Genomic DNA, 17,446 nt, shown 5'->3' on the forward strand with positions numbered 1-17,446 from the left:
ACTATAAGATTTGGTATCTCACGCTTTTAAAAGCTATTTATATGTTTAGGAACATAATAAAGTTATTGCAGAATGGTCGTATGGCTTATTACAAAGTTTCTGCACACTCACATTAATTACAAGCATCCAAGTTGTTGCCAAAGAGCGAACAGTTCTATTTTTAAGGAGTTCTAATGAAGTTTATCCCATTAATGTCAATCCTCTTAGTATTATCTGCGTGTGGGGGGGGATCAGGAGGCGTAACAGAGATAATTGATTCCGATAATGATGGTGTTGCAGATAATAGCGATGCTTTTCCGAATGACCCCTCTGAAACTAGCGATAGTGATGGGGATGGTGTTGGTGATAACTCTGATGCTTTTCCCAATGACGCAACAGAAACTCTGGATAATGATGATGATGGAGTCGGTAACAATGCTGACGTTTTTCCTGATGATGCGACAGAGTCTATAGATAGTGATGGGGATGGTGTTGGTGATAACTCTGATGCTTTTCCCAATGACGCAACAGAAATTCTGGATAATGATGATGATGGAGTCGGAAACAATGCTGACGCTTTTCCTGATGATGCGACAGAGTCTATAGATAGCGATGGGGATGGAGTTGGAGATAATGCTGATGCTTTTCCTGATGATGCGACAGAGTCTATAGATAGCGATGGTGATGGAGTGGGAGACAATTCTGACGCTTTTCCAAGTAATGCCTCAGAAACTGCTGATAACGATGGAGACGGGATAGGAGATAATATTGATCCTGATGACAATGCGCCTTTTGGAGAGGATACTTCAGCATACAATAAACCTACAGAATACAATGTATTCGCTACAAGCATCGCTGATCTTGAAACAAAAATAGCCTTGGCTTCTGCTGACGATATTATAGCTTTAGCGAACGGAACCTATACAAATGTTGAGCTGACTATAGACACCAATGATGTGACAGTAATCGCTGAAACTAGTGGTTTGGTTTTTATTGAAGGGAATTCAACAATCGAACTAACAGCAGATAATATTACCTTTGAAGGATTTACTTTCCAAAATGGTCGTCCGGCCAATAACCGCGGAGCTATTATAATTAGCGGTGACTATAACAGGGTTACTAATTGTAAAATTGACAGTTTTAATGACTCAAATCCCGATGCCGATTACAAATGGGTGTCTTTTGAAAGTGACGCTATGTTTGGTCAAGTGGACCATTGTACTTTTACGGGTAAAAAAACTGAAGGTGCTCTTATGGTTGTGTGGAGAGATAGTACAAATCCCCAATACCATCACATCTATAGAAATATATTTTCCGACTTTCAATACGTAGAAGAAGAGGATATTGATAATGATAATGATGGATGGGAGGCTATTCGAGTTGGTACAAGCACTTATTCGCAATCTTCATCTTACACAATAGTAGAATCGAATTATTTCTATGAATGTAACGGTGAAATTGAAATTATTGCTAACAAATCAGGAAATAATACCTTTAGAAAAAATACCTTTGAATCTAGCTCTGGTATGTTGGTCCTTCGTTTGGGGAAAAGTAGTGTTGTTGATAGTAACTATTTTAAAGTGAATGAAGCATTCGGAGGTGGAGGTATTCGAGTTACTGATAAAGGGCATATAATTACAAATAATTATATTGAGGGAGCTAATTCAACTAGTAATGCAAGGGGGGGAATTTGTCTAAGCTCTAGCCAAACTGACCCTGGACTTGGTGGTTACTGGGAGGTTAGCGACGTGACTGTGAGCAACAATACTATTATTAATTCTATTCAGAGTTTTAATTATGGTTCTAATGGGCGAGAAAACCCTCCAGAGTCCGCTGATTTGAGTAATAATTTAGTTCGAAACAATATCAATAATGATGGTAACTTTGATTTTATAAGACTTACTGAAAACAGCATCGGAGATAAGTTGGATATTGTTAACCCTGTTTATTCAAATAACTACTTTTACGGGGCAGATGAATTAGGACTGACCTCTAAGCCCGATGGTATTAACTTGAGTGAGCTAGCCTTAAGTCAAAGTGATGATGGCCAATATTTTGTCACCGATGATACATTGAATGTTGGAGCCACTGTGTTAGAAAAGTTAGACTTCAATAGCGATATTGGATGTGACTTTTAAACTAAATTACGTTTTTTGGGGCGCATTAAGCAGGCTAATTCTGAATTTAGCCTGCTAGTTTTGAATCACAATTAGGTTTAAGACCGACCCGATATTATATTCTACACAAGCATTACTTTTGAAGTAATCTGTGGCACATTTTATCTTAATTAAATATTAGCCCTTTCATTTTAAAATTATATTTTCTAAGGCCTGATAATCATTTCGAATCATAAAAATCTTAGCAGGCCTTTATTTCTTTAAAGTTGATTTACACTAAATCAATTAATTTGTCTGAAACTACTGGTAATAGCCATTCCAATCGCTCGTTGAACCTCGGTGTGTAATCTATTGGCACTTTCGCCACTTAAAGATGTACAGGATATCTTTTCCGCACAAGTTAATTTAGAAACACGACTGCCGGTACCAATTTTAGGTGAGGTGTATTTTTTAATATTTCTAACTGTTCATCAAAAAATTGCTGCAAATCTTGAGGGTTAACAACTATACGTTCAATATCATCATCATTACCTGGCGGAAGTGGTTGATTCAACTGTGTCAGGCGTTCCATAGCAGAGTCTATTTTAAATGCAACCTTGTTATAAAGTGGTATTGCTTTAGCCTATTGGTCTTTCCCAAACACTTGTGTGTCGTACATTTGTGCTAGTAAATACGTTGCCTTGGGTTGATTGTATTTAGAGGCTACTTTAAACCACTCTTTGGCTTTCTCATTATCTTGCTCTACGATTTTTCCATCCTTATAAATCTCACCAAGCAAATATGCTGCTTCGTACGCTTTATTCTTAACGGCTCTTTCTAAGTATCTAATTCCTTTGCTAGCATCATCTTTATCGCCAGACGTATATATCAAACCAATTTTATATTGCGCACTTCCTTGGTCCCACTTAGCTGCTTTTTTGTACATTTTTAGCGCTTTAGATTCACTTTTTTCGGTTCCATAACCAACAATATACAAGTTACCTAATGTTTTCATTGCACTTGGGTGGCCTTTTTTGGCATATTTCTTAAAATCTTTAAACATTTTGACACTGTATTCATCACTGCAAGACTTAAAATCAAAAGCATTTGATAATGCTGAAAAAGTAGTAAATACAGCAACTATTAACAATATCCTTATATTGAATTTTTAAGCTAGGTGCTAAGTTACACATATTTTGGGGAAAATAAGTAACGGCTAGGGTTACAAAATGTATTTATTTAAATCTAATTGTAAAAGTAAAAGGTACTAGATGAGTATTAAATTGAACATCAGTTATCTGTAGGCATTTGAACTTTACAGTCCCCCTAGATGGACTTGTGTTATAAAACAACTATATGTAACCAACCGTTATGAGTGAGCTTAACCAATGCATCTTTTGAATATTGAAGCTTTTTTAGTAGCGATTACTCTACTAACAATAACCCCTGGTATAGATACTGTGCTGGTTATTAAAAACTCTAGTCGCTCTGGTGGCGTGGATGGAGTGGTAACCAGTTTTGGCATTTGTATGGGGTTGTTTGTCCATGCAACACTTTCAGCTTTGGGTATTTCAGCGATATTGCTGCAATCTGTAGAACTCTTTACAGTGATTAAGTGGTTGGGTGCAGCTTATCTTATTTGGCTAGGACTTGGCGGACTAAAATTGGCGTTCAAAGGACAACATGGTATTGCAATGAATGATGTTGCAAGTCGCTCAGTTAAAGTGAGCCGCTCATTAAGAGAGGGCTTTTTATCTAATGTACTAAATCCTAAAACGGCGGTTTTTTATTTAGCATTTTTACCGCAATTTATTAATCCTGATTACTCCCCATTTTTACAGGCTATGACTATGGCTGGTATACATTTTGTTATAGCCATGGCTTGGCAATCTTGCTTAGCAGGAACGGTTAGCTCAGCAAAGCGCTTTTTTGCTAGTAGTACAGCATTGCGGTGGATGGACGGCGTAACCGGGAGCGTTTTGATTTTTTTAGGCTCAAAATTAATTTTGAACGATCAATATAAATAAAAATTTATAAACTTTAGGTGACTATCTTAAAGCTGGGTATTCCTCATCTCTTATGTTTTCCGAGTTTCTCTATACCATAAAAGAAAACGGGAAAGCGCCTATACACCTTCCCGTTCGGGATTGAGTTAAGTAAAGACCAATAAACTTAACTCGAGAGCAAATACACATTAATCTAAATGATAACTATTATCAACATTGTTTTAGAAACTTTTTGATATTTTTATTTCCCCATTGACAAAATCCATTTTTAGCGCATCATTGCAAATGATAATTATTTTTATTTGCGTTTGTTGGCAATGTCTATCAAACAATGAAAGCAGAATCGCTAGCTAGTGTAAGGCATAGGTATTGGTAAGTGCTTCATTATAATTCTGCCCGGTAAGCGCTACTGAATTTAGTAATTGAATTTATTTCGTTATCAAATTAGGAGAATGAAATGTTACAAACAGATCAAATGACTATTTGGAAAGCGCAAATATGCGCTGGCAATGAATGTTTTGAAAGGTGTCAGACTTTATCTGCATTGGCACACTATAACAAAGCTATAAAGCATGCAGAGGATTTACTAAATAACTGGATTGATCATAGAGCTGCAGTAGCATCAGTAGTGATTAGTTATCACAATTTAGCAGATTTATATTTAAGAGAAAATAAGGCTATTTTAGCTGAGCATGAGTTAGAGAAGGTTCACAAAAAAATATCCACTTGCTTAAGTGAAGCTGCTCCTAATTCCTATCGAGCCAACGCTCTAATTTGGGGGGTAAGTCAAACTTACATTGCGTTGATAAATCATCAAAAAAATCATCCAGAGCATGTCATGACAGAGCCACCTTTAATACCTAATTTATTTGAAAAAAACTTTAAAAACAGCCTTAACTAGGAGGAAAAGTAATGCGTAAAATACCAACATTTCTGTATACCGGAATATTGAGCCTTTTGAGTTCAGCTGCGTTTGCACATCAAGGGCATGATCATAGCCATTGGAGTAGCAGTGCACTACATATGTTGTTCTATGGATCTCTTGTCGCAGTGGTTGCTTCTGTCACTTTTTTTGTGGTGAAACAATTTAGAAACAAAGACAGCAGAAAAAGAGAGGAAATATAATGCTTCATTCACTTACCACAAAGATAGATCGCATCTTAAATTTTGAGCAAGCGTCAGCACATTGTGATATTCCTTGTAAAATATATGATCCTAGCGGGGCACAAGTTGCAGCTTTAAGCGTAATACGTTTTATAGATTTAATTAACGAGTTACACAATAAAGATAACTTAAGCCTTGCTGATCATGCACAACTCGCACGTTTAGTCCGAGAGAAAGAAATACATGCTAAGAAAGTAAAAGACGAAATTGTCGTCATTTGGGGAGATTATTTCAAACAGCCTCAATTTGAAGCTTTTCCTGACGCTAGCGAGCTAGTCCATAATATTCTCTTAACCGGCTCATTGTGTAAACAGCATATTAGTCGAGATAAAGCCGTTGTTTTGTTGAACTTAGTGAACGATTTTGCAGAAATGTTTTGGGCCACTAAAGGGATTGATATTTACATTGCAACTTGCCCATATCCGCCAAGTGAATCGGTTGTCTATCCTAAATTAGCTTAATGTTTAAAGTAAAAATTCACAGAGTGGTAGGGCACAGTATGTACCCTACCTTAATAAATAATGATTATGTTATTTGTGGAGTATGGCCAGGCTTTGCAGCAATAATTGGGTGTTTGGTTGTGGTGTCTCATCCGCAATTACACACAATCGTCAAACGTGTTGAGAATATAGACTGCTCAGGCCGATTAAGACTTTCTGGTGATTCTGATTCAAGTATTAGTTCTGACGATATCGGCTGGGTTGAAAAGAAGTACATAGTTGGACGGGTGATATTTTGTATCTCAGCCTAGATATTTTATTCGCTGACATATTTAGTTGAAGATAAAAAGAAAGTAGAAACATGATGGCAAAGGCAGTCCCGTTAGTTTACTGGCGTTTTCTTACATTTCTATGATGACTTTGGTCAATATAGTTATAAAGTGAAGAGTGTTTCGTTTGTTTTTTGCCAGAATGGGTTAAAAGTACTTTATATAAGCAATACAGTAAGCCAATTAAAGCTATAAATGCTAAATCGAATAACAAGTAATGTAGCCATTCACTTTGTAATGAATGAGTTACTTTTGCTTCTGTTGCAAAAGAATATGTACTTTGGGCACATAATCCAAGCACACACACAAGTTTGTTTATCTTATTCATCTTGCGATCCTACTAGCCTTACACTTCACGCTACTTAATTTTAAGCAAACCAGAATTAGCTTGTTCTATTTTAAGATACGCCAAAATCACATAAATGCAAATGATAATTGTTATTATTTACTTGTGTTTGGTAGTAATGTATCTTTTAGGCACTCATACAAGATTTGAAGGAAGAGCAATGACAATTAACTTTCTTTGTCCTACACACAGGGATTGGGTTTATTTTCATCCTCAAGAAGCATTAACTTATATAGAAGAAGCACAGCAGCAAGGGGAGATGTTGCTAGAAAAACAAGATTGGCAAGAAGCAACAGCCTTTCTTGGGTGTGCATTCGAAACCACCACGATACTCATGGAGCTTCAAGGAGTAGGGAGGTCTTATATGCTTTCTAGGTTAACGTCACTGGCAATTTTGCTTGCTAATAGTTTCAATAAACTCAGAGTGCCCGATAACGGAATGGCAATATTAAATCTGGCCAAGACGCTGCTTCAATCAGCGGCAGACTTGTCTTTGGGTAATAAAGGTAAATTGGCTTACATACAGCAATGCCTTTTTGCCATTACTACAAGTCAAGAGCAAAACAAGGGTAATCTAGCATATCAGCAGATTGAGCCATTTAGACATATTCATTAATAAGTCAATATTACGATATATAAATAGTTATCATTAAGGTTTTTATTGCTGTGTGATAGCATGCGCCTTGAGTAAACCGATCTAACATGCGTTGTATTAACGCCCTTACACCTAGTGGATATTTAAAATGGGCAGAGCTCATATTTTAATTGTTGAAGATGACCAAGTATTAAATGATCAGTTAGCTGAATTATTACGAAGTAAAGGTTTTTTGATTAATCAATGCCATGATGGTCAACAGGGGTTGTTGTCTGCGGTTAAACACAAGTTTGATTTGATTCTATTGGATGTACTTCTGCCTTCGTTAAATGGGTTTTCAGTTTTGAATACTCTGCGAAAGACTAATCAAACGCCTGTTATGATGTTGACAGCATGTGGTGCTGAGCAAGAGAGAATTGAAGGCTACAGTAAAGGTGCGGATGACTATTTACCTAAGCCTTTTAACTTAATGGAGTTAATGTTGCGAATTGATGTGTTATTGCGTCGCACGGGAGTGTCTAGCGAACAACCCTTTACAAAAAATAGCATCAAAGTTAATGATTTAACATTAAACAAAACTGGGCAACAAATTAGCTATAAAGAGCAAAACATCGTCTTAACTCCAATTCAATTTCGTTTGCTGTTCACTCTGGTTGAAAACCGATCTGATGTGTTGAGCAAAGCTTACCTTTATCAAACTGTACTTGAGCGCTCCTATAGCCAATATGATCGGACCTTAGATATGCACTTAAGTCGTGTCAGAAAAAAGCTCATTCAAGCAGGTATGCCAGCTGATTGTCTTGCTACAGTTCATGGTAAAGGGTACGTATTTAAGTGAAGAACCGTTTACTCATTAAACTGTGTTGTATAATTGGTGCGGGTACTGTCTTGTTGTTTTGGATGATAGATATCCTTAGCAGTCAAGCAGAACAAAGCATGAGTTCTATTGCTGATGAACATAAACAAGAGCTAAGAGACTTTGCTAAACAAGCTGAGTATATTTATTTAAAGCAAGGTGAGACGGCCCTTGAAGTCTGGTTAGACGACCTCAGAGAACAAGAGAAAACTTGGATAGCCGTTGCTTATTCAGACATTAAACCGCTTGCGAACTCTGATTTTACCTACAGGTATGAGCAAGGCATATGGTTAGGTCGAAGTATCGATTGGATGATCCACTTATATTTTGAATATAACCCCATAATGGATATTCCCTTTTCGGATAAAAATACACACTTTTTAATCCAGTTACCACAACGCATGCGTCCCGGTAAATATTATACTTATGCTGACTCAGCCATACAGTTTGCTTTGCCTTTGGTGCTTCTATCTCTTTTATCACTTGTTTTATATCAGCATTTGATGTCGCCATTACGTCGATTAGAAAATGCTACAAAACAATTCAGTGAAGGTAATTTTGATGTTCGTATCAATGCGTCACTAGATTCAAGAGATGACGAACTAACCGCTTTAGCAGACACCTTTGATCATATGGCTGATCGCACTAGTAAATTAATCGCTAGCCAAAGACAGATGCTGTCTGATTTATCCCATGAGTTACGCACGCCTTTAACCAGAATGGATATGGCTGTGGATTTCTTAGAGCTGCAGCTCGATCCCAAAAAAGCGGCTGACAGACTCAGGTATGAAGCTATTAATATGCGGGAGTTGGTAGAAGATGCATTGACTCTTGCTTACTTAGACACAGAGCGGCCAAAGCTTAACAATGAAACCTTTGATTTAGCTGAGCTTATTAATGTGATTTGCGAAGACTCACGCTTTGAGTATCCCAAGCATACTCTTATTACACATTTGCCAGACCAGGCTTTGATTAAAAACAGTAGTCAAAGAGCACTTGGGCAGGCCATTGAGAATGTAATCCGCAATGCTCTGCATTATACGCCAACCGATAAAAATGTGATGGTGTCTCTGTCTAAAACTGACACTTTGTACTCTTTGGTTATTCAAGATGAAGGGCAGGGGGTTCCTGAAGAGTTACTTGAAGACATTTTTAAACCATTTTTTCGAGTGGATAAAGCACGCACTTTATCGGATGCTCAAAGTGAACTTAAGATTGGGCAAAAACGCAGTGGCTTTGGTTTAGGGTTATCGCTAGCGCTGCGTCAAGTTGAAGCCGTGAAAGGAACTATAAAAGCCAGTAACTATTATTCGGCTGATGCGCAAAAACTAGGATTATTGATAACGATTGAACTACCTTGTGTTAGTGCAGAATCATAAAGTTGCTCAGTACAGAGGTTGATTTCTCTGTAGCTGAGAGGTTGGTTTGAATGCTAGTCAATAATATGGATTAAATCCCACCGTGGGTGAGTTTTTCAGGATCGAGCAACTTCGTTAACTCTTGTTTATCCATGCCCGTTGCTTCGCTGGCTACATCAATAATGGCCCGATTTTGAGCATAGGCGAGTTTGGCTATTTTTGCGGCTTCTTCGTAGCCAATTACAGCGTTTAAGGCTGTCACTAAAATAGGATTGGGAGTCAGCGCTTCTTGGAGTTTTTCTTCTTTTACCACAAAGGTTGCAATGGTTTTATCTGCTAGTAACACACTTACATTACTCAATAATTCTATACTGTTGAGTAAATTGTGTGCAATTACAGGTAACATAACATTCAATTCAAAATTACCTGATTGGCCAGCAATACTAATGGTGGTGTCGTTACCAATAACTTGTGCGCCAACCATAGCCGCAGCTTCTGGAATAACGGGGTTAACTTTACCTGGCATGATTGATGAACCCGGTTGCAATGCTTCTAATTCAATTTCACCCAGGCCTGCTAATGGGCCTGAATTCATCCACCGTAAATCGTTAGCGATTTTAATGATAGACACCGCTGTGGTTTTTAATTGTCCAGATAAGGACACTGCAATATCTTGGCTGCCAATATGGCTAAAAAAATTCTTTGCCGGTGTGAATTGTAGGCCTGTTAATTGGCTCAACTCTTGACTAAATTCGTCTGCAAAATTGGGATGGGCATTAATCCCCGTACCCACTGCTGTTCCGCCTTGGGCTAGGCTATGTAAATCGTATTGCAAAGACTGAATGTGGACAATGTTCTGATCGATTTGTGAGGCCCAACTCAATAGGCTTTGACTAAACCTAACAGGCATGGCGTCCATTAAATGAGTGCGGCCTGTTTTAACAAAGTGATTAACCGAATTAGCTTTTTGTTTAATCACTTCTGATAAATGTGTTAATGCCGGAATGAGTTTGGTGTGTATTTCTATCGCTGCACTAACATGGATGCAGGTAGGGATAACGTCATTGCTACTTTGTCCATAATTGATATGGTCATTTGGACCCACTGTATCGTCATACAAGCGACTTGCTAGGTTAGCTAACACTTCATTTGCGTTCATATTTGAGCTAGTGCCAGACCCAGTCTGAAACACATCGACTGGAAAATGGCTCATTAGCGCTTTATCAGCTAGCAAGTCTTTCGCTACTTGATTAATGGCAGCCCCCATTTTGTGAGGGATACTTCCTAAGGTTACGTTAGCAGAAGCCGCAGCTGATTTAATGGTTATCAAAGCCCGTATAAATGACTCTGGCATAGGCTGATGACTAACTGGAAAGTTATTAATAGCTCGTTGAGTTTGCGCACCATAAAGTGCATCTTTAGCAACGGCCAATTCGCCCATGCTATCGCGTTCAATACGAGTTGATGTCATTGATGTTTCCTCTTTTGATAATCTTGGCATATCTTACAAATATAATTTTTATGTAAAAAACCTTAATGGAACAAATAATCTCCCATTATTCGAAGTTCTTTGAAAAGGCGGGCTAATTCAGATTTTTCTATAACCGAACGAGTAATCCGCTGTAATGAAAACAAGGGTTGATGTATATGGTCATAACACTGTATGCGCCAGTGTAAAGGAAGGTATTCATCAGCGGCGGTATCTAAGAGTAGAGCAAAGTGTGATAGTAAAAGAGCTCTTTTTTGGTTAACTAAAAGTCCATTGTCCACACGTAAATATTTTTTTAATAGTATTGGGTTATCTGGCTCTAATCCAAACCTAATCTTATCTTCTAGTTTGATGTCTTCATTAGATACTTTGTTTTCATTTAAATAGGTCTCTATTTGAGTTGAATTTGGAACAAATTTATAACCCATCTAGCCAATCCCCTCTCTCGTTTTGTAAACAGTCTATAATAAATAGCTTGGCATGCAAATGAAAATGATTTTTATTTGTGTTTGGTTGTTATCTATTCAGCATAAATGGCTATGAGTGATTAGCTCAAATGTAACAATTGTAAAAGTAGTACCTTTTCTTTATTGGTTGAATGAGAATACTTCTCAATAGCATTTTATTGTGGTTTTATTCTAATTGGAGCTTTTTTTGAAAAATTTAACACTTAACTTAACACTGATAAGTGCAGCTTGTGCGCTTACTAGCGGTCTGACTTTTGCTGCAACCCAAGAGCCTGAGAGTACCGATACCGTTGAGAAAATCTCAGTTGTGGGTGCTGCCTCCAACTTAGTGATCACCGCTGAAGACTTAGAGCAATTTCAGGCAAATGACTTAGCCGATATCTTCCGCACAACCCCTTCAGTTGCAGTAGGTGGCTCTGTAGGTGTAGCACAAAAAATATATATTCGTGGATTAGAAGACTCTTACCTTAATGTTACGGTAGATGGTGCACAACAAACATCAACTTTATTCCACCACGTTGGTCGGGTGACCTTAGATCCTGATTTGTTGAAGCAAATTGATGTACAAGCAGGAGCTGGAGAGGCAACGAGTGGTCCTGGCGCTATTGGTGGTTCAATTAGCTTTAAGACGAAAGACGCTCAAGATTTGTTAAGGGATGACGAGCAATTTGGTGGACGCGTAAAAGCCAATTACTTTAGCAATAACGGCACACGCTTAAGTGGAAGTGTTTACGGTAAAGTAAGTGATGATTGGGGGCTATTAGGTTATTACAGCACGATAAATCGTGACAATATGGAAAACGGTGATGGCGAGGAAATTCTTGGCTCAGCTGCAGACCAAGATTTATTATTTTTAAAAGGTAGCGGTACAATTGGTGAGCATCACTATTTGTCTTTTAGTGTTGAGCAGCGTGATGAAGAAGGTGAATTTTCGGCTCGTCCGAACTGGATGGTAGCAGAAGGTGCTGCTCTTTATGCAAGTGAAGCAGAGCGTGAAACCTATGTGGCAAACTATGCTTTTGATTACGATAATGCAGTGTACCTTGAAGCAACAGTCTATCAAACAAACTCGTCTTTTAGTGGTGGCCGTTTTGCTTGGTTAGCAGATATAGACACCTTTGGCTTAGACATACGCAACACCACTGAACTAGCTAATCATAAATTTGTTTACGGGGTCGACTATCGTAGCGATGAAGTGGAAAGCGGCTCTGTTGGTGGCCCTGTTGAAAATAGAGAAGAAGGCACTGTACTTGGAGTTTATGGCCAAGGTCATAGTGATCTCACGTCTGATTTATTAGTAAGTTATGGTGTTCGTTTAGATAAATACACTTTCGATCAAAGTATCTTACTTGAAGAGTATTATGGAGACTTAGTAACGGCTGAAGCGGTATCACTCGATGATAATGAAGTTAGTTTTAACCTAGGGGCTTTATATACCTTAAACGACAAATGGGCTTTAGGTCTAGGCTATGCGCAAGCTGCCAGAGGTAAAGAGATTGGAGACGGTTTCACTATAGACGGAGTGCTTTGGAAAGGTCTACCTGTAGTAAATCAAGATTTAGTCCCTGAAACAGTAGCGAATATTGAAGCGTCTATTGAGTATAGCGATGACAATTTAAATGCTAAATTGACTGTATTTAACTCTACCATAGATGATGTTATTTCAGCTGACTTTAATGGTGATGCCATTTATACCAACATTGGTGAGCTTGATACCGCCGGTTTTGAATTTGACTTAGCATACCAAGTTGGCGATATCGACTTATTCCTTGGTTATTCATCGGTATCTACCGAACTTGCGCCTAGAGATGACCTATATAGTAATGCTAGTTATTCATCTATTGATATCAATGGCTATGAATTTGATGGTTTAGGCAATAGCCGCGGCAATACTTGGTTACTGGGTGCTGATTATAATGTGACTGATGACTTAAGCATTGGTGCAAGTATTAATCATGTAAATTCACTCAGTATCGACACCTTGCATGGAGCACTGGAAGCGGGTTGGACAGATGCGATTTATCGTTTAACCAAACCTGCTTATACAACGGTTGACGCTTATCTAGATTTTCAAGTGGCGTCTAATTTTAAAGTGAATCTAGTCGTTACTAACTTGCTAAACGAACAATACATAGATCACTCTAGTGTTGCTGACTATAGCGAAGTATTTGGTTCGGTAGTGGGGCCAGATGAAGCGGGTCGAGATATTAGAGTATCTGTTACCTTTGATTTTTAGTGATAATTTAACAATCTGTAAAGATTGTTAAATCTTAAAACGCTCTAGTCTCGCTTGCGATGCTGGAGCGTTTTGGTAAATGTGCCAACAGCTTTTAGTACTTTTGAAAGTGATAGGTTTTGTTAGTTTCAAAGCCTTATAAAAGCTTTTATTAACACAAAGGAAGCAAAGACTTTCTATTTATAAAAAACATAGGGTACGCATGTTACGTAAAACTATATTTTGGGCTCACTTAGTGGTGGGCGTATCAGTTGGGGTCGTAGTGTTTATTATGTCGGCTACGGGTGTGCTGCTGACCTACGAAAAGCAGATTAAAGATTGGGATGAAGCTCGCCATATTTCTGTGCCTTTGGATAATCAGCAAAGGTACACCACAGACCAAGTATTAAACACATTGCAAACGATGCACCCAGAAGAGACCCATTTTTACATACGTTGGGTAAATGAAATAGGTAGACCCATCCCCGCATGGGCTGGCCCTCAGCGTTATTTAATTTCTCCTTACTCGGGAGGCATCATACAGACTGGTCAAAGTTGGGTCGGTGAGGCATTTCATGTCATCACTGATTTGCATCGATGGCTTGCTTTACATGGCGAAGAGAAAGCCATTGGCAAAGAAATTACGGCTTACAGTAATGTGTTATTTTTGTTTTTGATTATTTCAGGTGTGTATTTATGGTTGCCTAGAAAGTGGCGTTGGTCGGCTATAAAGTCTCATTTATTGTTTAAAACGAATCCTAAAAATCGCCATGCTAAGTATTTCAACTGGCATCATGTATTTGGTTTTTGGGCGTTAGTGCCCCTTTTGGTTGTGGTAAGTACTGCAACTATTTTTCACTTTGATTGGGTTAACCAAACTTTATATGGTTTCTATAATGAGGAACCAGCAAAACGTCCACAGAGAGATACATTACCTGAATTAATAGCAGGGGCGTTTTCCTATGAAGCTTTATTTCAAGAAGCAAAACAGTATGCAGCTGCCAATATTGCCGATAGTGACAATCGAGAATGGTACTCAATGTGGCTAGAGTTTGGTCGTGTTGAAGGACAGCTGCGCTTTTATATCGACCCCAGTATTGGTAATAACCCTGAAAATGCTTACGCATTATTTCTTGACGTAAATACCGGTGAGGTGTCGAGGGTGCAAAAGTATTCCGATTGGACTCCGGGGGGGCGGGCTTGGACTGTGGGGCGTTATCTTCATACTGGTGAATACTATGGGCTGATTGGACAAACTATTGCAGGCTTAGCTTCGCTAGCAGCATGTTTTTTAGTTTATAGCGGGTTTTTACTCTCATGGAGACGTTTAGTTTCACCCTATTTAAGTCGTAGGGCTGAACCTAGTAAGCCTTAAAATATCATTCGAACACCTTAATTTAGAACAAAATAGTAGGTTGCTTATTAATTTTTACTTAATACTCACTTAGTTAATTAGTCGCGTTTTATTGCCTTAGGCCTACTTTGAAGCTGGGGCTTTCTGTATAAAATACCTAACGATTCAGCAGCATATAGATAAAAATATCTGTATCTGGTTATTAAATGGTTTATTTTTGAGCTAATGCTCAACCGTGGGGTTAATGACTATTGCAAACGATATTAATTATCATTACTATTCTGAAAAATTATAGACTTAATTATTCAGGACACAATAATGCATTTCAAATACAAAGCTTCATGGCACGTATCTTTAGCTGTTTCACTCGCCTTGACCTCAATTTCAGGGTATTCAAATGCCCAAGAAACTAAGGTGAAAGAGTTAGATAATTCAGAGCTCGAACAAATCACTGTGTATGGCAAGCATAATCAATTGATTATGGAATCAGGTACTGCTACTAAGTCGAATATGAGTTTAATGCAGACGCCAGCAGCAGTAGTTGTTGTTGATAAGTTGTTATTCACCGAACAAGCAGGTGCGACACTTCAAGAGTCATTACGTAACGTCAGTGGTTTAAGTCAAGCTGGTAATAACTATGGCGTGGGAGATAACTTATCTATTCGTGGTTTAGGGGTGAACTACGCCTATGATGGAATGTATGGTGGTGCTGATTTAGAAAATAGCTATAACCCTACACGTACTATGACTAATGTTGAAAGTGTTGAAGTATTAAAAGGCCCTGCAACAGGTCTATATGGTATGGGAAATGCTGGTGGAGTAATTAACTTAATTGAGAAAAAACCACAACAAGAAGAGGCTTACGAAGTACGTGCCACGTTAGGGCAATGGAATAATTATGGTGTGATGCTTGATGCAACAGGCGGTATAACTGACGATACTGCTTTTCGTATCGTGGCAAATTATGAAACCACAGACGGATACCGTGATGTTAGTCAAGAGCGTGCTGAGCTATATGCATCATTGAGCCATGATTTTTCTGATGACAATAAAGTGTTGGTTTCAGCAGCCTATATAGATGATGCCATTCAGGTTGATTCGATTGGACATCCAGTGCGGTTAATTGACTTGAGTTTATTTGATGCTGAACCGGGCAGTATTACTGCTGATGACTTTGTAAATGGTGACGCTGATGCAGGTGGTTTACAACTTACGGAAGAGCAAATACAAACCTTAGTCGATACATTAACAGCTACCGATGGTTGGCAGCCCTATGATTTGGGAGATACAAGCTTAATCTCGCCTATTTCTACCCCTAATGATGGTGAAGAGTTGCGCATTAAGGCACGTCAGGATCTTGACCTTGCTGATGACTGGTTTTTGATGCACCAGTTACAATTTAGAAGTTACTCAACTGATTACATACGTCAAACCGCGGCTTATAACTATATTTACCATGATCGTAATGGGGTTATAAACCTCGATCCAAGAGCGCCTTTAGTTGAAGACGATGTGTTGTATCCGTTTGCAGCTCGTCGCCAAGAGTATCGAAACATTACCGCGCAAGAAGATACTTGGCAGTACTTTGCTGATTTGAGAAATAATTGGAGTTCAGGTGCTTTACGAGGTGAGCATTTAATGAGCTTTAATTACGAGTATCGTGACATGGAGTATCAGCAACTGTCTATTTGGGATGCTGACGATACGAGAAGTGACCCTGTACCCTACATCTATGATATTCGTGAGCCAAATTGGCCTACAGGTACTTTCGATGACTATGTTACAGATTACACTACAGCTGGATCGCTTCGCAGTAAATATGATAAGACTGCCTCGGCTTGGGGCGTGAGCTTTCAAGAAGTCGTATATTTTAGCGAAGCTTTAACTGCCAGAGCGGGTGGGGCATATAGCGGCGTGTCACAAACTTATACTAATCAAACAACGGATAGCAACCCTGAATATGATACAGATGATAATGGTTTTACTTATAACTTAGGATTGAATTATCAATTTTCAGATCAATTAGCTACCTTTATTAATCATTCAAAAGGTAGAACGGCTTACAGTATTTTAGGCAGCTTAAGTGCCGATGATAATCGTCCTGATGCTGAATCGGTTTCTTGGGATTTGGGGGCTCGATTTACCGCATTTGATGAAGAGCTGTTAGGATCTATTGTATTTTTTGACACGGCTCGAACAAACTTACGTTATAGCAACCCTTTGTTTGAAGATGACCCTGAAGATGCCGCATATAACATTGATGTACCTGAGTACTATTACGATGAACAAGATAGAACTCAAGGTGTTGAGCTAGACTTAAATATGATGTTGAACGAGCAATGGTCATTGAACTTTAATGCTACCTATCAAGATGCTATTACAGAACCTGGTGATCATGCTGCAAGTCAAGCAGAAGAGCAAACTAAAGGTATCCCTGAAACATTTGCAAGTTTGTGGACAAGTTATAGTTATGAATTCGATGGCTTGATTAACCCTGTTAAGTTCAGCTTAGGTATGACTTATGAGGATGAACGCTCTATTTCGGCTTCTGCATTTGGAATTGATTATGCAATTGTTGAGGCATATACGGTTTGGGATGCGGCAGTAACTTATCAGGGAGATAGCTGGGATTTACAGCTTAATATTGATAATTTAACGAATGAAAGTTACTACAGTAAAGCGATGTATTTAGGTGGCCTACCAGGCGAAACTAGAAATGCGAAGTTAACTGCCACTTACCATTTTTAAGTAA

Annotated in this window: 17 protein-coding genes; 12 read left to right on the forward strand and 5 right to left on the reverse strand. The window is 38.5% G+C overall.

Going from position 1 to position 17,446, the window contains the following annotated elements:
• Positions 1–173 precede the first annotated feature (173 nt).
• The gene (locus ABJE44_RS18335) at positions 174–2,117 is read left to right on the forward strand and encodes a chondroitinase-B domain-containing protein (protein WP_348112943.1); all 1,944 of its coding nucleotides are present in this window, start codon (positions 174–176) and stop codon (positions 2,115–2,117) included.
• A gap of 379 nt (positions 2,118–2,496) precedes the next feature.
• Here ABJE44_RS18335 and ABJE44_RS18340 read toward each other — a convergent pair whose 3' ends face one another.
• Entirely contained in the window at positions 2,497–2,667 is a 171-nt protein-coding gene (locus tag ABJE44_RS18340; RefSeq protein ID WP_348112942.1) for a hypothetical protein, read from the reverse strand.
• Positions 2,668–2,718: 51 nt separating this feature from the next.
• Positions 2,719–3,138: a tetratricopeptide repeat protein gene (locus tag ABJE44_RS18345; RefSeq protein WP_348112941.1), complete on the reverse strand. Its 420-nt coding sequence runs from the start codon at positions 3,136–3,138 to the stop codon at positions 2,719–2,721.
• A gap of 325 nt (positions 3,139–3,463) precedes the next feature.
• On the opposite strand from ABJE44_RS18345, the gene ABJE44_RS18350 reads away from it, so the two are divergent.
• From ABJE44_RS18350 to ABJE44_RS18370, 5 genes are all read left to right on the forward strand, one after another.
• Positions 3,464–4,102 carry a LysE family translocator gene (locus tag ABJE44_RS18350; protein WP_348112940.1) on the forward strand — a complete coding sequence of 213 codons (639 nt, stop codon included), beginning with the start codon at positions 3,464–3,466 and terminating at the stop codon, positions 4,100–4,102.
• A gap of 436 nt (positions 4,103–4,538) precedes the next feature.
• The gene (locus tag ABJE44_RS18355; RefSeq protein ID WP_348112939.1) at positions 4,539–4,982 is read left to right on the forward strand and encodes a hypothetical protein; all 444 of its coding nucleotides are present in this window, start codon (positions 4,539–4,541) and stop codon (positions 4,980–4,982) included.
• Positions 4,983–4,993: 11 nt separating this feature from the next.
• The gene (locus ABJE44_RS18360; RefSeq protein WP_348112937.1) at positions 4,994–5,206 is read left to right on the forward strand and encodes a hypothetical protein; all 213 of its coding nucleotides are present in this window, start codon (positions 4,994–4,996) and stop codon (positions 5,204–5,206) included.
• Positions 5,206–5,706 carry a superoxide dismutase, Ni gene (gene sodN / locus ABJE44_RS18365; protein WP_348112936.1) on the forward strand — a complete coding sequence of 167 codons (501 nt, stop codon included), beginning with the start codon at positions 5,206–5,208 and terminating at the stop codon, positions 5,704–5,706. Before ABJE44_RS18360 ends, sodN begins: the two co-directional genes overlap by 1 nt.
• Positions 5,706–5,996, forward strand: a complete 291-nt coding sequence (locus tag ABJE44_RS18370; protein ID WP_348112935.1) for a S24 family peptidase — start codon at positions 5,706–5,708, stop codon at positions 5,994–5,996. Before sodN ends, ABJE44_RS18370 begins: the two co-directional genes overlap by 1 nt.
• A gap of 76 nt (positions 5,997–6,072) precedes the next feature.
• Here ABJE44_RS18370 and ABJE44_RS18375 read toward each other — a convergent pair whose 3' ends face one another.
• On the reverse strand, positions 6,073–6,342 hold the full coding sequence (locus ABJE44_RS18375) for a hypothetical protein (RefSeq protein ID WP_348112934.1): 270 nt from the start codon (positions 6,340–6,342) through the stop codon (positions 6,073–6,075).
• A 178-nt stretch (positions 6,343–6,520) separates the two neighbouring features.
• Here ABJE44_RS18375 and ABJE44_RS18380 point away from each other — a divergent pair, with 178 nt between their 5' ends.
• From ABJE44_RS18380 to ABJE44_RS18390, 3 genes are all read left to right on the forward strand, one after another.
• On the forward strand, positions 6,521–6,976 hold the full coding sequence (locus ABJE44_RS18380) for a hypothetical protein (RefSeq protein ID WP_348112933.1): 456 nt from the start codon (positions 6,521–6,523) through the stop codon (positions 6,974–6,976).
• 127 nt (positions 6,977–7,103) lie between these two features.
• Positions 7,104–7,793 (forward strand): response regulator transcription factor, encoded by a 690-nt coding sequence (locus ABJE44_RS18385; protein WP_348112932.1) that lies wholly within the window; start codon positions 7,104–7,106, stop codon positions 7,791–7,793.
• Entirely contained in the window at positions 7,790–9,190 is a 1,401-nt protein-coding gene (locus ABJE44_RS18390) for a histidine kinase sensor domain-containing protein (protein WP_348112931.1), read from the forward strand. Before ABJE44_RS18385 ends, ABJE44_RS18390 begins: the two co-directional genes overlap by 4 nt.
• 70 nt (positions 9,191–9,260) lie before the next feature.
• On the opposite strand, the gene ABJE44_RS18395 is transcribed toward ABJE44_RS18390, so the two are convergent.
• Positions 9,261–10,640, reverse strand: a complete 1,380-nt coding sequence (locus tag ABJE44_RS18395; protein WP_348112930.1) for a class II fumarate hydratase — start codon at positions 10,638–10,640, stop codon at positions 9,261–9,263.
• A gap of 62 nt (positions 10,641–10,702) precedes the next feature.
• The gene (locus ABJE44_RS18400) at positions 10,703–11,086 is read right to left on the reverse strand and encodes a hypothetical protein (RefSeq protein ID WP_348112929.1); all 384 of its coding nucleotides are present in this window, start codon (positions 11,084–11,086) and stop codon (positions 10,703–10,705) included.
• 226 nt (positions 11,087–11,312) lie between these two features.
• Here ABJE44_RS18400 and ABJE44_RS18405 point away from each other — a divergent pair, with 226 nt between their 5' ends.
• From ABJE44_RS18405 to ABJE44_RS18415, 3 genes are all read left to right on the forward strand, one after another.
• Entirely contained in the window at positions 11,313–13,361 is a 2,049-nt protein-coding gene (locus ABJE44_RS18405) for a TonB-dependent receptor (RefSeq protein WP_348112928.1), read from the forward strand.
• 202 nt (positions 13,362–13,563) lie between these two features.
• Positions 13,564–14,715, forward strand: a complete 1,152-nt coding sequence (locus tag ABJE44_RS18410) for a PepSY-associated TM helix domain-containing protein (RefSeq protein WP_348112927.1) — start codon at positions 13,564–13,566, stop codon at positions 14,713–14,715.
• A 297-nt stretch (positions 14,716–15,012) separates the two neighbouring features.
• Positions 15,013–17,442, forward strand: coding sequence for a TonB-dependent receptor (locus tag ABJE44_RS18415; protein ID WP_348112926.1), 2,430 nt, complete (start codon positions 15,013–15,015; stop codon positions 17,440–17,442).
• Positions 17,443–17,446: the final 4 nt, after the last annotated feature.

This window comes from Paraglaciecola sp. (genome assembly GCF_039942875.1).
Taxonomy (GTDB): Bacteria; Pseudomonadota; Gammaproteobacteria; order Enterobacterales; family Alteromonadaceae; genus Paraglaciecola.